24 protein-coding genes are annotated in these 23,931 nt (G+C 34.5%); 17 read left to right on the forward strand and 7 right to left on the reverse strand.

Features of this window, described 5'->3' with window-relative positions:
* Positions 1–126: 126 nt before the first annotated feature.
* The 8 genes from V1468_RS15305 to V1468_RS15340 all read left to right on the forward strand — a co-directional run bounded on the left by V1468_RS15305 (position 127) and on the right by V1468_RS15340 (position 8,717).
* Positions 127–702, forward strand: a complete 576-nt coding sequence (locus V1468_RS15305) for a cob(I)yrinic acid a,c-diamide adenosyltransferase (protein ID WP_331811081.1) — start codon at positions 127–129, stop codon at positions 700–702.
* Between the two features lie 183 nt (positions 703–885).
* A complete protein-coding gene (locus V1468_RS15310; protein WP_008272287.1) occupies positions 886–1,107 on the forward strand; it encodes a DUF2795 domain-containing protein in 222 nt (73 codons plus the stop codon).
* A 168-nt stretch (positions 1,108–1,275) separates the two neighbouring features.
* Complete coding sequence (gene secA / locus V1468_RS15315) at positions 1,276–4,635, forward strand: preprotein translocase subunit SecA (protein ID WP_331811084.1); 3,360 nt, start codon at positions 1,276–1,278, stop codon at positions 4,633–4,635.
* 84 nt (positions 4,636–4,719) lie between these two features.
* Complete coding sequence (locus V1468_RS15320; RefSeq protein WP_331811085.1) at positions 4,720–5,268, forward strand: hypothetical protein; 549 nt, start codon at positions 4,720–4,722, stop codon at positions 5,266–5,268.
* 55 nt (positions 5,269–5,323) lie between these two features.
* The gene (locus tag V1468_RS15325; protein WP_331811086.1) at positions 5,324–5,863 is read left to right on the forward strand and encodes a hypothetical protein; all 540 of its coding nucleotides are present in this window, start codon (positions 5,324–5,326) and stop codon (positions 5,861–5,863) included.
* A 336-nt stretch (positions 5,864–6,199) separates the two neighbouring features.
* Complete coding sequence (locus V1468_RS15330; RefSeq protein WP_331811087.1) at positions 6,200–6,835, forward strand: hypothetical protein; 636 nt, start codon at positions 6,200–6,202, stop codon at positions 6,833–6,835.
* A 76-nt stretch (positions 6,836–6,911) separates the two neighbouring features.
* Positions 6,912–7,424, forward strand: a complete 513-nt coding sequence (locus V1468_RS15335; RefSeq protein WP_331811088.1) for a nuclear transport factor 2 family protein — start codon at positions 6,912–6,914, stop codon at positions 7,422–7,424.
* Positions 7,425–7,430: 6 nt separating this feature from the next.
* Positions 7,431–8,717 (forward strand): APC family permease, encoded by a 1,287-nt coding sequence (locus V1468_RS15340; RefSeq protein ID WP_331811089.1) that lies wholly within the window; start codon positions 7,431–7,433, stop codon positions 8,715–8,717.
* On the opposite strand, the gene V1468_RS15345 is transcribed toward V1468_RS15340, so the two are convergent.
* From V1468_RS15345 to V1468_RS15360, 4 genes are all read right to left on the reverse strand, one after another.
* On the reverse strand, positions 8,714–9,397 hold the full coding sequence (locus V1468_RS15345) for a peptidoglycan DD-metalloendopeptidase family protein (protein WP_331811090.1): 684 nt from the start codon (positions 9,395–9,397) through the stop codon (positions 8,714–8,716). The two genes, V1468_RS15340 and V1468_RS15345, sit on opposite strands and share 4 nt — an antisense overlap.
* Before the next feature lie 152 nt (positions 9,398–9,549).
* Positions 9,550–11,127, reverse strand: a complete 1,578-nt coding sequence (locus V1468_RS15350) for a hypothetical protein (protein WP_331811091.1) — start codon at positions 11,125–11,127, stop codon at positions 9,550–9,552.
* A 49-nt stretch (positions 11,128–11,176) separates the two neighbouring features.
* Positions 11,177–11,743: a hypothetical protein gene (locus V1468_RS15355; RefSeq protein WP_331811092.1), complete on the reverse strand. Its 567-nt coding sequence runs from the start codon at positions 11,741–11,743 to the stop codon at positions 11,177–11,179.
* Positions 11,727–12,284 (reverse strand): RNA polymerase sigma factor, encoded by a 558-nt coding sequence (locus V1468_RS15360; protein WP_331811152.1) that lies wholly within the window; start codon positions 12,282–12,284, stop codon positions 11,727–11,729. Before V1468_RS15360 ends, V1468_RS15355 begins: the two co-directional genes overlap by 17 nt.
* Before the next feature lie 217 nt (positions 12,285–12,501).
* On the opposite strand from V1468_RS15360, the gene V1468_RS15365 reads away from it, so the two are divergent.
* The 5 genes from V1468_RS15365 (at position 12,502) to V1468_RS15385 (ending at position 17,287) form a co-directional block, all read left to right on the forward strand.
* Complete coding sequence (locus V1468_RS15365; protein WP_331811093.1) at positions 12,502–13,065, forward strand: DUF2911 domain-containing protein; 564 nt, start codon at positions 12,502–12,504, stop codon at positions 13,063–13,065.
* Positions 13,066–13,076: 11 nt separating this feature from the next.
* Complete coding sequence (gene meaB / locus V1468_RS15370; RefSeq protein WP_331811094.1) at positions 13,077–14,162, forward strand: methylmalonyl Co-A mutase-associated GTPase MeaB; 1,086 nt, start codon at positions 13,077–13,079, stop codon at positions 14,160–14,162.
* Between the two features lie 87 nt (positions 14,163–14,249).
* Positions 14,250–14,966: a glycosyltransferase family 2 protein gene (locus tag V1468_RS15375; protein ID WP_331811095.1), complete on the forward strand. Its 717-nt coding sequence runs from the start codon at positions 14,250–14,252 to the stop codon at positions 14,964–14,966.
* An 85-nt stretch (positions 14,967–15,051) separates the two neighbouring features.
* A complete protein-coding gene (locus V1468_RS15380) occupies positions 15,052–15,675 on the forward strand; it encodes a lipid-A-disaccharide synthase N-terminal domain-containing protein (RefSeq protein ID WP_331811096.1) in 624 nt (207 codons plus the stop codon).
* A complete protein-coding gene (locus V1468_RS15385; protein ID WP_331811097.1) occupies positions 15,668–17,287 on the forward strand; it encodes an ArnT family glycosyltransferase in 1,620 nt (539 codons plus the stop codon). The genes V1468_RS15380 and V1468_RS15385 overlap by 8 nt, the downstream gene beginning before the upstream one ends.
* On the opposite strand, the gene V1468_RS15390 is transcribed toward V1468_RS15385, so the two are convergent.
* Both V1468_RS15390 and V1468_RS15395 read right to left on the reverse strand, forming a co-directional pair.
* The gene (locus tag V1468_RS15390) at positions 17,274–17,846 is read right to left on the reverse strand and encodes a phosphatase PAP2 family protein (protein ID WP_331811098.1); all 573 of its coding nucleotides are present in this window, start codon (positions 17,844–17,846) and stop codon (positions 17,274–17,276) included. The two genes, V1468_RS15385 and V1468_RS15390, sit on opposite strands and share 14 nt — an antisense overlap.
* Entirely contained in the window at positions 17,846–18,076 is a 231-nt protein-coding gene (locus tag V1468_RS15395; RefSeq protein ID WP_243472493.1) for a hypothetical protein, read from the reverse strand. Before V1468_RS15395 ends, V1468_RS15390 begins: the two co-directional genes overlap by 1 nt.
* Before the next feature lie 241 nt (positions 18,077–18,317).
* On the opposite strand from V1468_RS15395, the gene V1468_RS15400 reads away from it, so the two are divergent.
* From V1468_RS15400 to V1468_RS15410, 3 genes are read left to right on the forward strand one after another with little or no spacing between them, the layout of a single operon-like run.
* Positions 18,318–19,334: a DHH family phosphoesterase gene (locus V1468_RS15400; protein WP_331811099.1), complete on the forward strand. Its 1,017-nt coding sequence runs from the start codon at positions 18,318–18,320 to the stop codon at positions 19,332–19,334.
* Positions 19,334–19,867, forward strand: a complete 534-nt coding sequence (gene gldI / locus V1468_RS15405; protein WP_331811100.1) for a gliding motility-associated peptidyl-prolyl isomerase GldI — start codon at positions 19,334–19,336, stop codon at positions 19,865–19,867. The genes V1468_RS15400 and gldI overlap by 1 nt, the downstream gene beginning before the upstream one ends.
* Positions 19,860–21,020: a peptidylprolyl isomerase gene (locus V1468_RS15410; RefSeq protein ID WP_331811101.1), complete on the forward strand. Its 1,161-nt coding sequence runs from the start codon at positions 19,860–19,862 to the stop codon at positions 21,018–21,020. Before gldI ends, V1468_RS15410 begins: the two co-directional genes overlap by 8 nt.
* A gap of 123 nt (positions 21,021–21,143) precedes the next feature.
* Here V1468_RS15410 and V1468_RS15415 read toward each other — a convergent pair whose 3' ends face one another.
* Positions 21,144–22,610: an aminoacyl-histidine dipeptidase gene (locus tag V1468_RS15415; RefSeq protein WP_331811102.1), complete on the reverse strand. Its 1,467-nt coding sequence runs from the start codon at positions 22,608–22,610 to the stop codon at positions 21,144–21,146.
* Positions 22,611–22,798: 188 nt separating this feature from the next.
* Here V1468_RS15415 and V1468_RS15420 point away from each other — a divergent pair, with 188 nt between their 5' ends.
* Positions 22,799–23,866 (forward strand): DUF3810 domain-containing protein, encoded by a 1,068-nt coding sequence (locus V1468_RS15420; RefSeq protein ID WP_331811103.1) that lies wholly within the window; start codon positions 22,799–22,801, stop codon positions 23,864–23,866.
* Positions 23,867–23,931: the final 65 nt, after the last annotated feature.

Here is a 23,931-nt window from a genome sequence, read left to right on the forward strand (position 1 = left end):
AAGCTAAAAAATCGAATAAATCCATCAACTTCTCAACACCTAACTAATAAACAACTACACAAATAAACGGTTAATCAATTCCACTAACTTTGCACTTTACAACTTTTAACTCGTAAATTTGTTTTTATGAAAGTATACACAAAAACAGGAGATAAAGGTACTACTGCCCTATTTGGTGGCACACGTGTTCCTAAACATCATATTCGTATAGAAAGTTACGGTACTATTGATGAACTTAACTCGTATATAGGCCTCATCAGAGATCAAGACATTGATCAGTTGTACAAAAATACTTTAATGCATATTCAAGATCGCTTATTTACTGTTGGTGCCATTTTAGCAACCGATCCCGAAAAAGCTACTTTAAAAAATGGTGAGCAACGCTTAAAAATCCCAAAAATATCCAATGAAGATATAGAACGTTTGGAAAAAGAAATGGATGCCATGGAAGCAAGTTTACCACCTATGACACATTTTGTTTTACCTGGTGGTCACCAAACCGTGTCATTCTGTCACATAGCACGTACAGTGTGCCGCAGAGCTGAGCGAATAGCCTCGCACCTTAATGATTTAGAGCCTTTTCAACCAGAAACGCTAATGTACATAAACCGCCTTTCTGACTACCTTTTTGTGTTGGCACGGAAGTTGTCTCATGACTTACACGCTGAAGAAATAAAATGGATTCCTCAAAAAGAATCGTAAAAATTGTAGCCATTGCAAACAAAGCGTGGCAATCTATTCAGAATAGGATTATGACAGCAAATTAATAGTCTGAAATAGTTAAAAACAACACGTTCTTTTTAATAATGAATAATTAATTTACTTTTTTCTTGAATAATTCAGTTAAAAAATTATTTTTGCAAAAAATTAAAACACACAACGCAAATGTATTGGACATTAGAATTAGCATCGTATTTAAGTGATGCACCTTGGCCAGCAACAAAAGATGAGCTTATAGACTACGCGATTAGAACAGGAGCACCTCTTGAAGTTGTAGAAAATTTACAAGCAATAGAAGACGAAGGAGATTCTTACGATTCTATCGAAGAAATTTGGCCAGACTATCCAACAGATGAAGATTACCTCTGGAATGAGGATGAATATTAACATATAATAAAATCTCAAAAAAAGTCTCTTGCGTTATCTTAACTGAGAGACTTTTTTTATTTTCGGATTCTCTTAAACGAGAAGACCGTAGCGGCTGTTTAGCCGTTAAATTTTACTGAAATTAATACACAGATTGAGTATCAATCAATCTGAAGCAAAACATACAAAATGGGCATATTAGATAAAGTACTAAAGGTATTTGTAGGAGACAAATCTAAACAAGACGTTAGTGCCATTAAACCAATCGTAGACAAAATAAAAACATTTGAACAAGCACTTGAAGCCTTATCTCATGACGAGCTAAGAGCAAAAACTGTTGAGTTCAAAGAAAAAATAGCAGAAGCACGTAAACCACTTCTAGAAAGACAAAACGAACTTTTAGCTAAAGCTGAACAAACAGAAGATATAGACGAGCGTGAAGACATCTACCAAGAAGCAGATAAAATAGAAGATGAAATCTACGAAGTTACCGAAGAAGTACTTAACGACATCCTTCCAGAAGCCTTTGCTGTAGTAAAAGAAACTGCTAAGCGTTTTGTTCACAATACTGAAATTCCGGTAACTGCTAATGCTTTTGACAGAGAAGTTTCTGGTGATAAAGATTACGTTACTCTAGATGGTGATCAAGCTATTTGGGCAAACTCTTGGGATGCGGCTGGTAAGCCTATCACTTGGGATATGATTCACTATGATGTGCAATTAATAGGTGGTATTGCAATGCACCAAGGAAAAATTGCAGAGATGCAAACTGGTGAAGGTAAAACCTTAGTAGCAACACTTCCTGTATATCTTAATGCTTTAGCTGGTAAAGGTGTTCACCTTGTAACGGTTAACGATTACCTAGCAAAACGTGATAGCGCCTGGATGGCACCAATTTTTGAGTTCCATGGCTTGAGTGTGGATTGTATAGATTACCATACACCAAACTCAGATGCACGTCGCAAAGCGTATAATGCAGATATCACTTATGGTACTAATAACGAATTTGGTTTCGATTACTTACGTGATAATATGGCGCATTCGCCAGAAGATTTAGTACAACGCCGTCATCACTATGCGATTGTCGATGAGGTCGATTCTGTATTAATTGATGATGCACGTACACCTTTAATTATTTCTGGTCCTATTCCAAAAGGAGAGGAACACGAATTTGACATGCTTAAACCAAAGGTTCAGCAAATTGAAGAAGTACAACGCAAATACTTAGTAGGAGTTTTAGCAGAAGCTAAAAAACTAATTGCGTCTGGAGACACTAAAGAAGGTGGTTTCCAACTTTTACGCGTGTACAGAGGTATTCCAAAAAATAAAGCTTTAATTAAGTTTTTAAGTGAAGAAGGAGTAAAACAATTACTTCAAAAAACTGAAAACTTCTACATGCAAGACAACAATAGAGAAATGCACAAAATTGATGCAGAACTTTATTATGTTATAGATGAAAAAAACAATCAAGTTGAATTAACCGACAAAGGTGTTGAGTACCTTTCTGGTAAAGACGATCCTAATTTCTTCGTGATGCCAGAAATGGGAACCGAAATCGCAAAGATTGAAAACAAAGGACTTTCATCTGAAGAAGAAGCGGTTCTTAAAGAAGAATTATTCAGAGATTTCGGTATAAAATCTGAACGTATCCATACCCTAAACCAATTACTAAAAGCTTACGCACTTTTTGAAAAAGACGTACAATACGTAGTAATGGACAATAAGGTAATGATTGTAGACGAGCAGACTGGTCGTATTATGGATGGTCGTCGTTACTCAGACGGATTACACCAAGCGATTGAAGCAAAGGAAAATGTGAAGATTGAAGCTGCTACACAAACGTTTGCAACGGTTACACTTCAAAATTATTTTAGAATGTACCGCAAACTGTCTGGTATGACAGGTACTGCGGTTACTGAAGCTGGAGAGTTCTGGGAAATCTACAAATTAGATGTTGTTGAAATTCCAACTAACAGACCAATTGCCAGAGACGACAGAGAAGATTTAGTTTATAAAACTAAGCGTGAAAAATACAACGCTGTTATTGACGAAGTTGTAGAATTATCTAACGCAGGAAGACCAGTGCTTATTGGTACAACCAATGTAGAGATTTCTGAGCTTTTAGGTAAAATGTTGAGCATTCGTAAGATTCCACATAACGTTCTTAACGCGAAGCAGCACAAACGTGAAGCAGAGATTGTAGCGCTAGCTGGTAATGCTGGTCAGGTAACAATTGCTACCAATATGGCTGGTCGTGGTACAGATATTAAGTTGAGTGACGAAGTTAAAGCCGCTGGAGGTTTAGCCATTGTTGGTACAGAGCGTCACGATTCGCGTCGTGTAGACAGACAGTTACGCGGTAGAGCTGGTCGTCAAGGAGATCCAGGAAGTTCGCAATTTTATGTGTCTCTAGAAGACAATTTAATGCGTCTATTTGGTTCTGAGCGTATCGCTAAAATGATGGATAGAATGGGACTTAAAGAAGGTGAAGTGATTCAGCATTCTATGATTTCTAAGTCTATTGAGCGTGCTCAGAAAAAAGTGGAAGAAAATAACTTTGGTGTTCGTAAGCGTTTGTTAGAGTATGATGATGTTATGAACGCGCAGCGTGAAGTGGTTTACAAACGTCGTCGTCATGCCTTACATGGTGAGCGTCTTCGTGTGGATTTAGCCAACATGATTTTTGATACGTCGGAAGGTATTGCAATGAGCAACAAAGCTGCTAACGACTTCAAAAACTTTGAGTTTGAATTAATCCGTTACTTTTCAATGGCATCGCCAATTACTGAAGCAGAATTTGCTAAAATGGGTGAGCAGGAAATAGCAGGAGTTATCTACAAAGAAGCCTTTAAGCATTATCGTGAAAAAATGCAACGTGCGGCTGACTTAGCCTACCCTGTAATTGAAAATGTGTACAACACGCAACGCGACAGATTTAAGCGTATCGTTGTACCTTTTACAGATGGCGTTAAGAATTTACAAGTTGTAACAGACTTAGAAAAAGCATACGAAACAAAAGGTAAGCAGTTAATTAATGATTTTGAAAAGAACATTACACTTGCCATTGTAGATGATGCTTGGAAAACACATTTACGTAAAATGGATGAGTTAAAGCAGTCTGTACAGTTAGCAGTACATGAGCAAAAAGATCCGTTATTGATTTATAAGTTTGAAGCTTTTGAATTATTTAAAACGATGATAGATCAGGTGAATAAAGATGTGATTTCGTTCTTATTTAAAGGTGAAATTCCTCAGGAAACTGCCAACACCATTCAAGAAGCAAAGCAACGTAAGCAAGAAAAGCTTGAAACGCAGAAAGAGGAAATCCCTAATATGGACGAGCGTGCTGCACAAAGCAGAGCTGCAGGGCAAGGAGCATCTCGCCAACAGCAACAAGTGGTAGAAACTATTGTTAGAGAGCAACCAAAAATTGGTCGTAACGATAAGGTAATTATTAAGCATGTTATGAGTGGTGAAAGCAAAGAAGTAAAATACAAACAAGCTATTCCTTTAATTGAAAAAGGAGAATGGGTTTTGGTTAATGATTAAACCTTAAACAAAGATTGTCATCCTGAATTTATTTCAGGATCTAAAATCCTGATGTAAACCATCAGGATTTTTTAATTTTATTACATGAAGTTAATCAAAATCATAATCATACTTGGAGCAATATTCATAGGTCTTTCATGCTCTAACCCAAAAAAAGAGCTAGCCACTAATCTAACTCAAAATAATGACATTACCTGCACAAACAACAATTGCGAGGGTACATACATAGGTAAAGAATTTATAAATGGCAGTGATGTAGCACATCAATTCTCTAATACTATGTCTGCTAAAGTTGGTGACCATCTAAAAGCTTTATATAAAGTCGAGAAGTATAGTAAAGTGGATTTCTCTAAGATAGAAATGACTACAGAGGGTATGGGTTCTGGTACAGTAACTTATTATTTAAAAATTCCGTTTGTGAGGGTTGCCAAAAAATGTGATGCTTACACCTCTTTTGATCATGTTGGTGGTTGGAACCACACTCCTGCCCTTTCCCAAAGAAAGAAACAACTCAAAGGAGCTTTAATGAATGGGCAAAAATTAGACATCAGTGACTTAAAAATCACAAAAGAAGGCTTACAGGAGTATTGGATACAATGGAAAAATAAAATCACTCAGGCTGAGTGTGAATAAACATTAATTTTTTTATTCTATATTTACATTATAACCTACTTATAATTAATTTATTATGAACCCAAATCTATTTCGCATACTTACGTTAGTGCTATGTATAGCATTTGTATCGTGTTCTTCGGATGATACAAGCTCAATTCCAGATGAAACCAATAATGCGTTTACTTTTAATGGAAATACTTATGATTTAATGTCGGTAATAATTGTGGACGAAAATACCGCAAATAATGACCCAAGTGACATAAGTATTAGTCTTTTTAACAAAACCAGTTCTGAAATTACAAGCAACAATGATTTGAGCGATATTAACTATGTCAACTTTAAAATTGTTGATCCCACCATTCAGAACACCACTTATAATGAGATTGACAGCTACGATGTTTCCATAAACAGCAGCATAACGAATAGTGAATTTACAGCTGGTACTGTTTTACTTTCTGATGATGATTCACAATCAGATGTGTATGCACAGTCTGGTTCAGTAACCGTAACTAACTTTACGCAATTCAACATTGTTTTTACATTTAGCTTCACCAGAAACGACGGACAGGTTATTTCTGGTAGCTATGATGGTAATTACTATATGCCTAATTAATAGGTTAAACTATTAAATGACATAAGGAAGTGCTCTTTGGACATTTAAAAAACAAAATGATATAGTCAGTTCGAGTGATTTTGAGATTATCGAAAACAAAATATTTTTTGTTTGAAGATACCTAAGCGAAGCTTAAAAAATTGTATCGAGAACTTGTTTATTGAAAAAATTCAGCTTCTCGATACAAATTTTTCTCATTTCAATCGAAAAATCCACTCGAAGTGACGAATTTTATCAACCTGATCTCGTTCCAAATTCTAGAATAAATACGCAGAACTACGTATTCCGAAATAGAAATAGCAATTGTAGTTTTACTTTTTAACTTACAAAAGAGATATGTCTATACTAGCCAGCATTGTAGCACAACCCAAGAAACATCTTAGGGAATGGGATTTTTTAATTTTCGCACTACTAACCGCTTTATCTATTGGCTACGGACAAACAACAGTATTTTATGTCATTTACTTTTTTTGGTGGAATGAGTTTATTAGAATAGTTGTTAGACGTCTTTTTTACAGACACAACAAAAGCAATAGCGACAACCAAATAGGTTCTAAATTTATGTTTGGCTCTTTGTTTATGATGTTCATCTATTTGGTATTCATTATTGTATTTTTTGGGTTGATTGCCAACTGGAACAACTCTGATATTACATTAATCAATATGGAAATTCTGTTTTTTAAAAATTGGTTTTTCAATATAAATTTACTGTTTGTCCTATTTGAGCATATCTACATAAATCTCAACGAAGACAAAACAATAGCTAGTTTTGGACAATTTACATCTAACATGCTGGTATTGCATATTTCAATAATACTGGGAGGTATCATAATGTTTTTTATTGTGAAACCTTTTCCTGAGACATTTTCGCCAGATAATCTATGGACTTCAGTGTTGATTATTCTACCTTTTTTATTGCTTAAAATAGGTATGCAATTTATCTTTTCACCAAAGAAATTGACTGTGAAGTAGAGTTATCAGTTTTAGTTTTTAGGAAAGCGTATTATTTTTTTGACTACCTTAAACCCACTAACTAAGACAAAACTTAATGAAAACGTTTATTGCTACGCTCTTCTTTTGCACTACGATACTATTTAGTTTTTCTCAAACCAAAACAAACTTAGAAGACATCAATAAAACTTGGGAAAAGTTCTACAAAGCTTTTGAAACTCTGGATTATACTTTAATGGCAGAAATTCATTCTAAAGATTTGGTACGAGTTTCTGGTGGAAATCGGATTTTAGATTACGATACTTATATAAATAATTATAAAACTGGTTTTGAACGTGATAAAGTAGCAGAACAAACAAGCACTATTTCACTCCGTTTTTTTGAACGCATAAACAACGACACTAATGCGAGCGAAAGAGGCATTTATAAATTGGTTAGAAATAAAGGAACAGACAATGAACAAGTCTACTATAGTCAGTTTCATGTACTTTTAAAAAAGAGCGATGGTATTTGGAAAATAACTATGGATTATGATTCTTCTGAAGGAGGAACAATTGGTGAAGAACAATACCAAAATGCTTTTGCAATTAATGATTTTGAAAAATTTTAAACTTTTATGTCAGATAAAATAGATTTAAAAGAAGCCATATCTATAGGTATAGGCGGTATGGTTGGTGGCGGTATTTTTGCTGTTCTCGGCTTGGCTGTGTCTATTGCCCAGGGTGGTACTCCAATTGCCTTCTTATTTGCTGGAGCTTTGGCTTTAATAACGTCTTACAGCTATGCTAAGCTTTCAAAAAAATATCCTGACAGAGGCGGAACGGTTAAGTTTATTAATCAAGGTTTTGGTATTTCTATATTTAGTGGTGCTATTAATAATTTGTTATGGATTAGTTACATAATAATGCTTTCATTATATGCATCAGCATTTGGTTCCTATGCACCTAATTTATTAGAAATCACTTCAGACAAAACAGTAGACTTTCACATTTATGCAAGCTCTATAATTATCCTTGCAACTGCTATTAACTATTACAGTATTGCTGTTGTTGGTAAAATTGAATCGTATGCTGTTATCATCAAATTAGTAATACTTATAAGTTTTATAGGTATTGGAGCTTATGGATTAATTGGAAATGAAAATTTATCGCAACTTGCAATTTCTAATTGGGAAAACCCATTACAACTCTTTGCTGCCGGAATGGTAATTTTTGTAGCTTATGAAGGTTTTGAATTAATCGCCAATGCAGCACCTGACATAACAAATCCTGAAAAAAATATTCCAAAAGCTTACTTTTATTCAGTGATTTTTGTAATTATACTCTATATCATAATTGCTATAGTCACCGTAGGATCACTGGCTTTCGATAAAATTGCTAAAGCCGAAGATTACGTATTAGCCGAAGCAGCTAAACCCATGTTAGGACAAATTGGTTTTACCATTATTACTATTGCTGCCTTGATTTCTACATTTTCTGCCATAAACGCATCTTTATATGGAGGAAGCCGTGTAAATTTTGAAATAGCTGAAGATGACGAATTACCAAATCACTTTTTATCAAAACTATGGAATAAACCAATTGGGTTGTTAATTACGGCAATGGCAACTCTAGTTTTGGTTAACATTTTAGATTTAGAAAGTATATCTACTGCTGGAAGTGTTGGCTTCATTTTAATTTTTGGCATTGTAAATTTGGTAGGTTATAAATGCTCAAAGGATACCAAAAGCCTGAAAATAATTCCACTTTTAGGATTTATATTATGTCTTATAGCATTGGTCATTCTTATTCATCAGCAATACAAATCTAACCTTACAGGTGTATTGGTATCTGCAGGTATAATAGTGTTGTGCTTTGTTATTGAATGGATTTTTAAAGCAACAGAAAAAGCAAAAAACAACTAAACTTTTAAAAGTAAATTCGGGTTAGGGCAATTCGTTTTATAAAATTCTAAATCGAGTTGATTGCTCACACCTGGATAATCGCCTTTGTAATTCTGAATATCCTTTATAATCTGAAAATGCAAATGTGGCGCATAATCACCATTAACTTCAGCAGTGCCAAGAGTTGCGATTGTGTCTCCTTGCTTTACTTCTACTCCAACTTTTAAATTACTAATGGACTCTAAACTTAAATGACCATATAAAGTGAAAAACGTTTCGTTTTCAAAATGATGCTCCAAAATTAGTGTTGGTCCATAATCACCATAATTAGTATTATTTTTAAAACTATGGATTTTCCCATCTAAAGGAGCATTAATTTCAGTGCCTGCTTCAATCCAAAGGTCTAATCCTAAATGAATATTGCGTTCTTCTTCTGGTTTGGCTGTATTAAAATAATCACTTCGGTTATAGATAGCACGATGCTCTAAATACCCACCAAAAGCAACTTTAGCGTTATTAGCATTTAAATGATTCCAGATATATAATTCCAAAGCATTAGAAGATGATACCTCAACACTATCTAATTCCTTATTATGAATAGATAAATCCAGTGGCACATAAGCATTATGAGAAACACTAGGATGAATTAAAGGGTGTGCTTGAAGTGATTTTAGAAATTCTTCAAAAGAAGATAAGGTCATAAAAAACAAAATTTCCACAAAAATAAGAATCTATTTTAATGGAAAATAGGAAGAAAAGCTACGATGCCTAGTTGCAACTAATAAACATTCTGAAGTACACTTCGACTGCGCTTAGTGGAACAATTCAGAATGACAGATTTAACTTTTAATAGTTAATTCATAATAACATTACTAAACTTGGCGTTAACGACAATGCTTCTATTAGAGCTTTGGCTGTCTTCACCGTTTCTAATGGTCTTTTGTGAAGTAGCTTTATTATTGAATTTAGATCTACTACCCTTAAAATACATGTTATAATCTACATTTTTTGGCAGGTTAACAAAAGCATCACTATTTTCTAAAACCAAGTTTAGATTTTTAAACGTCTCGGCAAGATTTGAAATCGTAAGGTCACCAAAACTTCCATCTATAATGCCTGTATCAGATAATGTTTCAATATTAATGTTTGAAGACTTAGCATTTAACACTAAATTCTTAACATTTTTAATCTGTGCTTTATCCACATAATTTAGATTTAAAGTTCCTAAATTCCATGAATTAATTACTACAGGCGAATAAGAAACATTAATGGAGGTCTCACCTCCATCAATGTTATCTGCTACCAAAAAGGCGTGAGAGATATCTCCTTGTAGGTTATGAATAACCGAAGATATTTTTAACTCACCATGTCTTATGTTAGTTTTTAGTTTCGCTTTTTTAGGGATTTTAATTTTAATCACCTTACGAACTTTGCTATTGCTGCCAGATTCTAATTTTCTAGCATATCCTATTGCTGCTTTTCTTTCTCTCATTTCCTTTCTGCGTTCTGCCATTTCTTTAGAGCGTTCGGCAGTACGCTCCTTCATACGTTCTGCGCGTTCTACTTGTCTCTCCATAAGCTGAGCTTGTCTTTCCATTTGTTGGCCAAAACGTTCTCCCCAAGCTTCCATTTTCTCTTCCCATTCCTTGCCAAACTTCTCACCAAATTCTTCTCCCCATTTTTCCATCTCTTTGGCATATTTTTCGCCGAATTCCTCGCCCCATTTTTCCATGTCTTTAGCCCATTTTCCTTCAAAGCGTTTACCGTACTCTTCGCCCCATTTAGCCATTTTTTCTTGGTAACCAGATTCTGCAAATTTCTTAGCCCATGCTTCCATACGGTTTTGTAGTTCTTTACCACCTTCTTTTTCGTAGCGTTTACTCCATTCACTTAAATACTTCTCACCTTCCTTTTGGTATTTATCATAATCAAACTTAATAGTTTTTATACCCTCTGGTAATTCCGGAAGCTCGGGAAATTCTGGCATTTCTGGTAACTCTGGCATCTTTGGCATAGCAGCTAATTCTGGGATTTCAGGCAGTACAATAACTTCAGGTATTTCTGGTAAATCTGCCAACTCAAACTCTAAGTCTTTTAATATTGCAGTATAATCTCCTTCTCCATACAAACCTATAGCACGCGCACCATGAGAGGAAATCACTACTTTATTATTAGAACCATCAACTTTGAGATTCCAAGCCTCTAAGGCTTTTTCTAATTCTGCTTCAGATAGTTTATCGCTTTCTAAATAGGCTTCAATTTCCACGATATCTCTGTTCCATGTATCGATTTCAATTTCGGCATAACTTGTATTTAAGTCTACTACAACATCCTTATCTACCTTTATAGACTGCGATATTTTACTTAACTTTTTTTGTGCATAACCAAAAGTGGTTAACAAGCACAACACTAAAATTCTAATTGTGTTCATGATTTTTTGATTTAACTGTTCGTTTTTTGATTTATGATTTTTGATTTGATTACGTAATTTCTTGTTCAAAGGCATCGTCATTAAACTCTTCTAACTTGTCTTTTAGACGCATTACAAGGTTTAATCTCAGCTTTAAATTTTCTATAAGAGCATCTAAGGTTACAGAGTTTGGTCCATTTTCATTAAGCTCTTCTAGTAGTTTATCGTATTCTTTATTTAGCTCCTGCAGTCTTAACACATAGCCATCAAACAATTCTTTGTTTTGTGGTGTTAACTCTACTTTAGACAATTCTAAATTGATACTTGCTAAATAATAATCTTCTACTTTTTTGAGGTCTGGTGATACATCGCCAAGCGTCTTCAAATCTGTATCTACAATTTCTTGTTTTGATTCCACATCAATAGGAGTTTGAAAATACTTGTAAGCACCAAAACTTAAACCAAGTAAGACTACTACACTCGCAGCAATATTTAAGAAACTAAATCCACTAGATTTATTCTCAATTGGCAATTCTTTATCTAGCTTATCTAAAAAGCGTGCTTCATGATCTTGAGACATTTTTGCGCGCTGTGTCAACCTATCTTTCTCAAATAAATTTCTAAGATCTTGTGCCATTTCTTTCTGTTTTTAATACGGTTTGTAACTTTTGTTTTCCTCTGGATAATTGTGTTCTTGAAGCCACTTCAGAAATATTTAATATCTCTGAGATTTCACTGTGGTCATAACCTTCAATTAAATAGAGCATGACGACATATCTATATTTTTCGGGCAATTCTTCAATTGCTGATTTTACATCTTCAATAGTAATATCATCATCAACCAACCATTCATTTTCATCTTTTGCATCAACCACATTAAGATGATGCTCTTCTAATTCTACTAATCGTTGTTTTTTAGATTTTAATACATCAATACATCTATTCACTACAATGCGCTTTAACCATGCACCAAAACTTACTTCAGCTCTGTATTGATCTAATCTTGAAAATGCTTTTATGAATGCTTCCTGCACAATATCTTCTGCTTCCATAGTATCTTTTACAAATCGAAGTGCCACGATAAGCATGCCGTCGCAATATTGTCTATACAATTGCATTTGCGCCTGCCTGTCATTCTGTTTGCATTTTTCAACAATATGAATCTGGAACGTATTAATGACTAATTAGTTTTTTTTTGATTGGTTCACTTTAAAGACGACATAAATTTTTGAGTGTTGCAAAAAATTTCAAAAAAAATTGATTTTATAAGATTTGCTTAAATTTCTGCGTTCTGTTCTATAAATTTAGGGAATTGAATTATCTTTATTTTTTAAAATTTGCTGAAGTATATTCAGCACATATAAATTAGCTAAAAACTGCTTAAGAAAACTCACTATGCTAAAACGCATTCTTATTGTATTATCAATAATAGCTTTAGGTCTGTTATTGTATTCTGTTTTTGTTGAAAATATTTTTGCCTCACGCTTAAGTCCAAAAGACACTGCAAAAGTTACGCTTAATGATTTAAAGTTAAAGGTTGAATACAACAGACCTTCTAAACGCGAACGTGATATTTTTGGTGCACTTGTACCATTTAATGAAGTTTGGAGGACTGGTGCAAACGAAGCTACAACTTTTGAAACTAACGAAGACTTAATGATTGATGGTATGCGTCTTAAAAAAGGAAAATATACCCTTTGGACTGTGCCAATGGAAAATTCTTGGAAGGTAATGTTTAATACCAAGCAGTATGAATGGGGAGTTAACGAGAAAATGGAACCAATGTGGGATCCTAATTATGATGCTATTGAGATTGAAGTTCCTAAGCAAAAACTGGAAGAAGTTGTAGAAAAATTCACTATTGCCTTTGATAATAAAACAGGTGATTTAAAGCTTACTATGGCTTGGGATAAAACATTGATTGAAATACCAATGCAGACCTATCCAAAATTAGATTAACCTTAAATATTGTGGCTAAAAAAAGTGAACCATATAAATCTGCTTTACACGAACAAGACGGTATTGAGCCTCCTAAAACTTTTAGTTCTAACTCTGCTAAATTTATAAAAGCTAAACGCAAAAAACAACCATCTGTTGAGGATTTAGTAAAAGGCATCACTGCAGGAAACATTACTGACCTCAGCAGAGCTATTACCTTAGTAGAAAGCACAAATCAGACTCACACTCAAAAAGCACACGATATTATTACTGATTGTTTGCCATATGCTAACCAATCTGTAAGAATTGGCATCACAGGAGTTCCTGGTGTTGGTAAGAGTACATTTATTGAAGCTTTTGGTAGTTATCTAACAAGCATTGGCAGAAAAGTTGCCGTACTTGCTGTTGACCCAAGTAGTAGCCTCAGTAAAGGTAGTATTCTTGGTGATAAAACCAGAATGGAAGATTTGGTGAAAGATAAAAATGCTTTTATTAGACCTTCACCTTCTGGAGACTCACTTGGTGGTGTCGCAAGAAAAACCCGAGAAACTATTATACTTTGTGAAGCTGCTGGATTTGACACTATAATTATTGAAACTGTTGGTGTAGGCCAAAGTGAAACTGCTGTACACAGTATGGTCGATTTCTTTTTACTTTTAAAACTTGCTGGTGCAGGTGATGAACTGCAAGGCATAAAACGAGGCATTATAGAAATGGCAGATGCCATTGTGATTAATAAAGCCGATGGAGATAATCTCAAAGCTGCCAAGTCTGCCAAAGTAGAATTTAATAGAGCCTTGCATTTGTATCCCGAAAAAGATTCAGGTTGGTCACCAAAAGTATCGCTTTGTAGTGCTTTAAAACAAGAAGGTATTTCTGATGTTTGGGATGTAATACAAGAGTATCTTAAAATCACATCTTCTAATCGTTATTTTGAACACAATAGAAATAATCAAAATAAATTTTGGTTGCTTCAAACTATTGAAGAGCGTCTTAAATCTGACTTCTATAAATCTGAAAAAATAAAAAAGGAGCTGCCAACTCAAATTAAATTGGTAGAAGAAGGCAAAACAACACCTTTTGCTGCTGCTGAGTATTTACTTAAAATTTCAAGTTAGTTTAATTCACCCTAAAACGTCGAGAACACCAAGGTTTCTCTGTAATATTAAAAAAGCATACTTTTGTGCCAGAAATTCTAACAATAGATGAACTACAAGTTAACCATCATAGTCCCTGTTTATAACGAAGAGGATAATCTTGAGCGTGTAGAAACAGAGCTTTTAAACTATATAAATATAGCTTCGGTGCCAACATGTATATTGTTTATTAATGATGGCTCTAAAGACAAAAGCCAAACTATGATTGAGGATATTTGTAATCGTAACGACGCTTTTGACTATGTGCTTTTTAAAGAAAATAGAGGTTTAAGCGCAGCAATAAAAGCTGGTTTTGATTATGCAGACACAGAACTTGTTGGTTACATAGACTCGGACTTACAAACTTCACCAGAGGATTTTAATCTATTACTAGATCATATTAATGACAACGAACTCGTAACAGGTGTACGTGCAGACAGAAAAGATTCCTTTGTAAAAAACATGTCTTCTAAAATTGCCAATGGTATAAGACGTGCGTTTACCAAAGATGGTATGGATGATACTGGTTGCCCTCTTAAAATTATTAAAACAGAATATGCTAAACGTATTCCTATGTTTAGAGGTTTGCATCGTTTTTTACCTGCAATGATAATGCTGCAGAATGGTAGAGTTACCCAAATACCTGTACGTCATTTTCCAAGGATAGCTGGTACCGCAAAGTTCGGACTTTGGAATCGTCTTCTTGGTCCTCTTATGGATTGCTTTGCATACCTATGGATGAAGAAAAAGTACATTAACTACGATGTTGCTAAAACCAGCAAATGAAACATCAACAATTAATTATTAATTACAAATAGAAATGATAATAAGATGTTCCATGTGTCCATTAAAAGGCAATAGATATTAGCACATGAAAGACTGGATTATTTATAGCATAGGTTTTTTAGCGCAGATTCTGTTCTCGTCAAGACTACTCATTCAGTGGGTTACATCTGAAAAGCAACGTAAAGTTATAACACCAACAACGTTTTGGACCCTTAGCTTAGTTGCATCATTCTTATTATTTATTTATGGGTATTTACGTTTAGATTTTGCGATAATGCTTGGTCAGAGTTTAACGTATTTTATTTATATCCGAAATTTGCAGTTACAAGGCCAATGGCAAAAGTTTCCGAAGCTGGTTCAGATATTATTGTTCACTGTCCCTGTTCTAATTGTGATTTTTTATTACAATAATAATAAGATAGACATAGAGCTGCTCTTTAAAAATGAAGCCATACCAACATGGCTACTTATTTTAGGCATAATAGCTCAGGTTATCTTCACGCTACGTTTTGTATACCAATGGATTCATGCAGAACGACATAAAGAATCTTCTTTACCAATGGGTTTTTGGGTACTGAGTTTAATCGGTGCATCATTAATTTTAACCTATGCGGTTATTAGAAAAGATCCTGTATTGTTTACTGGTCATCTGTTTGGCATGTTGATTTATGCCAGAAACGCTTATCTAATTCGAAAAACCAATGATTAAGCTGATAGAAAAATATCCAATTACCAGCCTTTTACTTTTTGTATTGGTTATGCTTGGTTTTACCATAGATGCCATTCCTGTTAGTATTATGGAAGCTCGAAACTTTATTTCGGCCAGAGAAATGCTTACTGATAACAACTGGATTTTAACCACTATGAATGGTGAAGCGCGCTATGAAAAGCCACCCTTGCCAACATGGATTACAGCATTTTTCGGTATGCTGTTCGGAATAAAATCTGTACTCGCACTTCGCTGGCCAGCGCTTTTGTTTTTGGCAAGTATTGGCATTTCAACATATTTAATATCGAAGAAACTAGAACTGACGAAATCGCACAGCCTAGTCAATGGATTTATAGTATTGAGTTCATTCTATGTTATAGGTATTACTATTGAAGCGCCTTGGGATATATACACACATGGCTTTATGCTTATGGCTTTACTTCAGCTTTTTATTATGTTGAAGCATCAGAAAACGAGTATACTTAGTAGCCTTCTCTTTGTGTTGTTTATAGCAGGTTCTGTGTTATCTAAAGGTCCTGTGTCTTTGTATGTATTGTTTTTATCCTTTGCTATTGCTTATGGCATCGCTCTAAAACCAAAAGGCAATCTGTTGCACTTCTTAAAACTATTCAGTTTATTGATATTTGGTGTTGTACTTGGTGGTTGGTGGTATATGCATGTACGCATCGCAGATCCTGAAACCTTTGCTGCTATAGCTGCCAGAGAAACATCTAATTGGAGCAGTTATAATGTAAGACCATTTTATTATTATTGGAGCTTTTTTGTGCAAAGTGGATTATGGACTATTCCTGCATTTATAAGCTTATTGTACCCTTATTTAAAATCTCGTGTCACCGATTTAAGAGCTTATCGTTTTAGTTTCTTCTGGACTATAATTGCGGTAGTTTTATTATCTGTTATTCCTGAAAAGAAATCGCGATACCTTATGCCTGTATTAATTCCACTTGCTATAAATATTGGCTTTTATATTGAATATTTAATCCGTGAATTTAAAAACCTAAAAGACAAACGCGAGACTATTCCTGTGTATTTTCAGTTTGGATTGATCGCTTCTATTGCTTCTCTATTTTGGGTTATCTGGTTTTTTTCGAGTTCGGTATTATATGGTACTGTACTTATCAGATTTATTGTTACAGCAATTATTTTATTAATTATTGGAGTTACAATCTTTAAAAATTTAAAATCGAAAAACATTAAAAATGTATTCTATTTGGTAATAGCTTTTATGCTTAGTGTTGGTCTATTTGCGTTACCAATAGCAGAGACACATACAACGACTGACTACAAACCTATTTCAGAATTACAAGACAAGAATCTTAATTTGTATCATTTAGACTATGTAGCACCAGAAATGATATACAATTACGGTGATAAAATACCTAGTCTTAAAACAGATGAAGGCTATAATATTCCTATTGAAAAAACTTTCCATTTGCTAACTAGAACAAAGCAACCTGACACTATTAAAGTGTTGTCAGAACTATATAAAATGGAATTTATCGATACTTACGACCTTAATCGTGCTTCAAAAGATTCTAGAACGTACAACAAACGATTGTTTAACCAATTGTACAAACTTACTCGGAAATAAAACGCTTAAGGATATATTGATTAAGCTTATAAAAACCAAAACCAGCCAAGGCACCAAAAGCCATTCCGCATAGAATATCTATTGGAAAATGTACACCAACATAAATACGACTGTAGGCCACTAAAAATGCCCAAAAAAGCAGAATAAAAATAAGATTTTTAAAGTACGGTCTCAATACTAAACCGCCAAAAACAGCTGCTGCCATTGAGTTAGATGCGTGGCCAGAGAAAAAACTTCGGTTACTACTGCAACGTTCTGCTATAAAACGAATACTGTCCTTTATCTCATCGCAAGCGCATGGTCTAAAACGCAAAACTGTACGTTTAACAATATTTGTGGTTTGGTCTGTAAACAAAATCATTAATGCTATAGTCACAATGATAAACAAAAGGGCTTTCCACCCTAACTTTCTGTAAATTAAGAACAGTAATAAAGCGTAAAGCGGAGCAAAGGTAAACTCATGCGTAATAGCCAACCACATACTATCCCAAGTTGGCGAACCAAGGCCATTGAGATATACAAATAATTCAGTATCTAGGTCTAAAAGTTTATCTAGCATTAGTCTTCGTCGTAACGTGCTACTTCTCTATCGTAGAATTCTGTAGCCTCTCTAATATAGTTTTCGGCTTCGGTTTCAAGCTCTTTTTGGTCGTGTTGGTCAAATTCTTCAAACCACTCTACCTCATCGTTTTCAAGATTAATAATAAATCTAGGAAACTCAGTATGTATAACGAATATAGCATCAGGATAGTCTGTGTTATCGCCTAAAATGAATTTTGGAAGTTCCATTGGTTTAATTTGAAGTTTGAAGAACAAAAATACAAATTTAGTTATGAGTTCTTCATACTATTTTTAAGCTTTGTTATTACAATTTCCATGCGCTTCTGACCTCTCAATAAAATTCCTTACAACTCCAGAAGCACTAGAAGCGACTTAACTATGATAAATCATATAAGTAGAAATAACAACGATTCTTAATTTCATATTAAAAACGTTTTCAAAAACACTAAAAATTGTAAATTCGCTTCCTATGATTAAAACACAAATTCCAGAACTAAAAACATTACTTAGCACACCACAAGATATTGTGATTGTGCCACACAAAAATCCAGATGGAGATGCCATGGGTTCTACGTTAGGCTTGTATCATTATTTAAAAGCCTATAACCATAAAGCAACCGTTATTGCACCCAATGATTATCCAGATTTTTTAAAGTGGTTACCTGGAGATGATGCTGTTTTAATCTTTGAGTCTAACCGAGACCAGTGCGAAGCTTTAATAAACAAAGCGAAGATTATTTTTACGTTAGACTTTAATGCTTTTCATCGTACTGGTGATATGGCAGTACCTTTAGAGCAGTCGTCTGCAACCAAAATTATGATAGACCATCATCAGCAACCCGATGATTATGCCAAGTACACTTACTCTGATGTTAGCATGTCTTCTACCTGCGAAATGGTTTACAATTTTATTGAAATGCTAGGTGATTTAGATAAAATAGATAGTGCTATTGCTACTTGTTTGTACACAGGAATTATGACAGACACTGGCTCTTTTCGTTTTCCGTCAACCACAAATAGAACACATGAAGTGATTGGCGACTTAATGAAGCGAGGAGCTAAAAATTCTGAAATTCATAATAATATCTACGATACTAATAGCTACAGCCGTTTACAACTTTTAGGCAGAGCTATGCAAAACCTAAAAGTAATACCAGAATTACGTACAGCTTACATTACATTGTCGCAAGCTGAATTGGATGAATTCAACTTTAAAAAAGGAGATACCGAAGGGTTTGTTAACTACGGTTTATCATTAAAAGATGTCAAGTTTGCCGCCATTTTTATAGAAAACAAACAAGACAATATTATAAAAATATCGTTGCGTAGTAAAGGCACTTTTTCTGTGAACGAATTTTCGAGAGCACATTTTAATGGTGGTGGACACACCAATGCTGCTGGTGGACGCAGTGGAGATGATTTACAAACTACCGTTGAAAAATTTATTAGTATATTACAACAATATAAAAATGAACTGTCCCAGTAATGAAACACCTGCTCTACATACTAATTTCAGCTTTTGTTTTAGTGGGTTGTAAATCTCCAGAAGCCAGAATGCCAGAAACGGTACAGTCTGGTTCTTTTCTAAAAGAATCTGCAGAGCGCAACAAAAAACTAAACGAAAAGGAACATGAGATTATTCAGAATATCATAAAGAATAATCCAGAAAAAGACTATATCGCCTCAGAAAGTGGGTTTTGGTACTACTACAATACCAAAGCAGAAAAAGACACTATTCAACCAAATTTTGGCGACATTATTAATTTTGAATACAACGTATCTGACCTTAGCGGAAATGAAATATATGCAACGGCAGAAAGAACCTACGTTATGGACAAACAAGAGCTTTTTACAGGTCTGCGCGAAGGTTTAAAATTAATGTCTGAAGGAGATCATATCACCTTCATTTTTCCATCACAGAAAGCTTATGGCTACTATGGTGATGAAAACAGAATAGGAACAAATGTTCCGTTAATATGCGAAGTAACTTTAAACACTATAACCCAAGAAAATGATTAAAAAAGCACTTACAACGTTAATAATATTAGTTGTATTGGCAAATATCTCTTGCCAAGAGAAGTATCCTAATTTAGAAGACGGACTTTATGCAGAATTTGTTACCAACAAAGGTACAATGCTTGCCAAACTGCACTACGATAAAGTACCTGTAACTGTAGCCAATTTTGTGGCTTTAGCCGAAGGTAACCATCCAATGGTAAAAGAAGAGTACAAAGGAAAACGATACTATGACAGTATTACTTTTCATAGAGTGGTAAATAATTTTATGATTCAAGGTGGTGACCCTACAGCTTCAGGAATGGGAGATCCTGGTTATAAATTTCCAGATGAGTTTCACCCAGATTTAAAGCATGATAAACCTGGCGTTCTATCTATGGCAAATCCTGGTAGAGATGCAAACGGAAGCCAATTTTTTATCATGGAAAAAGAATGGCCAAGTTTAGATAACAGACATGCTGTTTTTGGCCAAGTTATAGAAGGTATGGACGTGCATGACTCTATCTCTAACGTTAAGGTAATTGATCCTGCAAGAAGAAATCATAAGCCTGTTGAAGATGTAGTAATTACAAAACTTAACATCATCAGAAAAGGTAAAGACGCTAAATTCTTTGATGCACCAAAGGTATTTGAAGAAGAGATGCCAAAAATGTTAGAAAAAAGAAAACAAAAAGAAGCTGAAGCCAAGAAAAAAGCTGAAGAACTAGCTCAAAAAGCTAAAGAAGAATGGCTTAAGAAAAACGAATCTTTAGACGGTCGTCGTATAGATTCTCCTACAGGAATGGCTATGATTTTTACACATGAAAGTGATGGTGTACAACCAAAATCTACAGATCGTGTAAATATAGATTGCGCTGGATTTTTTGAAAACGGAGAGTTATTCTGGACAACTTGGGAAGACGTTGCTAAGAAAAACGGAAAATTAGATGAAAGACAAGCGCAAGCTGGGCAATACAAACCATTTGTAATGCCTTATAACGAAACCGCTAGTCTAGTAGCTGGTTTTAGAGAAGCGATGTTAAACATGAAAGTTGGCGATAAAGCAAGAGTATTTATTCCTTACTATTTAGGTTATGGAGATACAGGAAGAGCACCTTTAATTCCACCAAAAACAAACTTAGTTTTTGATATTCAGATTACAAGTATTGCTGAATAAGCAAAACTCAAAAAGTAATAAAAAAGGCAGTTGGTCACTGAGCGTAGTCGAAGTGCAACTGCCTTTTTATTTTTATAAACTATAGTTAGATGCTGAAACAAGTTCAGCATGACACAAATACATTTAAGCTTTCTTAGGAATGTTTTTCAAAATCTCTAAAACAAATTCCCAGTACTTCTGTGCTGATGAAATCTGAGCACGTTCATCTGGTGAGTGAGCACCTTTAATATTTGGCCCAAAACTAATCATATCCATTTCTGGGTAATTTTGCCCTAGAATCCCACACTCTAAACCTGCATGGCAGGCTGCTACATGAGGTTTTTCTCCATTATTAAGACGCTCATAAATTGGCACCATTACTTTTAAAATGGCAGAATCCATATTTGGCGCCCAACCAGGATAACTTCCTGAGAATTCAACCTCACAACCTGTTAACTCAAAAGTTGCACGAAGTGTATTAGCTAAATCCCATTTAGAACTTTCTACAGAACTACGTGTTAAACACCCAATTTTAACCGCTCCATCTTTTACAATAACTCTGGCAATATTATTAGAAGTTTCTACCAAATCTTTAATATCCGGACTCATTCTATACACACCATTTAAGGCAGCATACAAAGCTCTTGTTAATCCTTCTTGCACTCCTAAATCCATGATTTTTTCTGGTGTTTCAGATTTAGAAATTTTAATTTCTAAGTCTGGCTCCATGGTTTTATATTCATGCTTAATGGTATCTGCCAAAGTTTTCATTTCAGCTTCAAAAGTTGCTTCATTAACTGCATCTATCGCAACAATCGCTTTACTTTCTCTTGGTATAGCATTACGTAAACTACCTCCGTCAATTTCAGAAATACGTAAACCAAAGTTTTCAAAACCATCAAATAATAATCGGTTCATTAACTTATTTGCATTACCTAAACCTTCATGAATTTGCATACCTGAGTGACCTCCTTGTAAACCTTTCACTTCAATGGTGTAACCAATTTTAAACTCTGGCGTTTCCTCTTCATTGTATGTACGCGTAGCAGTAACATCTACGCCACCTGCACACCCAACACCTATTTCATCATCTTCTTCGGTATCTAGATTCAGTAGTATTTCACCATTAAGCAAACCGCCTTTAAGTTCCATGGCACCTGTCATACCAGTTTCTTCATCTATGGTAAACAAAGCCTCTAAAGCAGGGTGTGCTATACTGTCACTTTCTAAAATAGCCATAATTGTAGCCACACCAAGACCGTTATCTGCACCAAGTGTCGTCCCTTTTGCCTTTACCCAATCTCCATCAATATACATATCGATACCTTGTGTATCAAAATCAAAAACGGTATCGTTATTTTTTTGATGCACCATATCTAAATGCGATTGCATCACAATGGCTTTTCGGTCTTCCATTCCTGCTGTTGCAGGCTTTCTGATGATGACGTTACCAACCTCATCTTCTATAGTTTCTAAACCTAATCCTTCACCAAAATCCTTCATAAATTTTATAACACGTTCTTCCTTTTTTGAAGGACGAGGTACTGCATTAAGATCTGCAAATTTGTTCCATAGTGCCTTTGGTTCAAGGCCTCTTATATCTTGACTCATATTACTTACCCACAGAAGTGGGTATCTTTTTAAATTAATACTTGATTTTCGATTACAAAAGTACAAAAAGACTTATTGTTTTTTTGTCATCCTGAACTTGTTTCAGGATCTCATATAGATATTCAACCTTCTGCAAATATAGATTCCGCATCAAGTGCGGAATGACAAGTTTTTCCTATTTTTGAGTCATGCTGAAAAACAAAAAACTCATCATTGCGCTTTTCTTGATTGTTCAGATTATTGCTATTCAAATCTTAAAGTTATTCCCTGAATTTGTAGAGCAATTTTACAGTAATGGTGTTTATGTTTTTACCTCTAAATTAATGCGCTATGCCTTTGGTTGGTTACCATTTTCAGTAGGTGATGTGTTTTATACTTTAGCTGGTATTTATATAATCCGATGGCTAATCATTAACCGAAAACGTATTTATAAGGACACCAAAAATTGGTTGTTAGACATTTTAGCAACCTTGTCCTTGGCTTATTTTGCATTTCATATGCTTTGGGCTTTTAATTACTATAGACTTCCTCTCTATAAGTCATTAGATCTTGAAGCGGAATACACCACAGAGCAATTAGTAAATTTCACAAAGCAATTGATTGAAAAATCAAATAAACTCCATAACCAATTAGCCCTAAACGATTCTACAAAAGTGGACATGCCTTTTACCAAATCTGAAGTTTTTGATATGGTAAAAGACAGTTACAAAACATTGTCTGAAACCTATCCACATTTAGATTATAATCCTGTAAGCATTAAAAAGTCCATTTACAGTATGCCTTTAACTTACATGGGATTTTCAGGGTATTTGAATCCTTTTACAAATGAAGCACAGGTAGATGGATTAATTCCAACCTACAAATTTCCAACCACATCGTGCCATGAGGTTGCGCATCAATTGGGTTATGCAGCTGAAAATGAAGCTAATTTTATTGGTTGTTTAGCCGCTATCCATAACAAAGATCTTCATTTTAAATATTCTGGTTACACCTTTGGATTGCGTTACTGTTTGGTAGAAATCTTTAAACGCGATAAAGATTTATACTACGAGATTCTTGCTACAGTAAATAAAGGCATTTTAATGAATTACCAAGAAGTTCAAGACTTTTGGAAATCTTACGAAAACCCAATTGAACCTCTTTTTGAAAAAACCTTTGATAATTTCCTAAAAGCAAACAATCAAAGCGATGGTATGAAAAGCTACAGTTACGTTGTGGCTTTACTGGTAAACTACTTCGAAAACCAGTCGCTATAAACGTTAAAAAAACTGAATTCAATTTCAAAATTGTCTTTAATCATTATCTTTAGAATTCTAATTAA

The organism is Winogradskyella poriferorum (assembly GCF_036553625.1).
GTDB lineage: Bacteria > Bacteroidota > Bacteroidia > Flavobacteriales > Flavobacteriaceae > Winogradskyella > Winogradskyella poriferorum.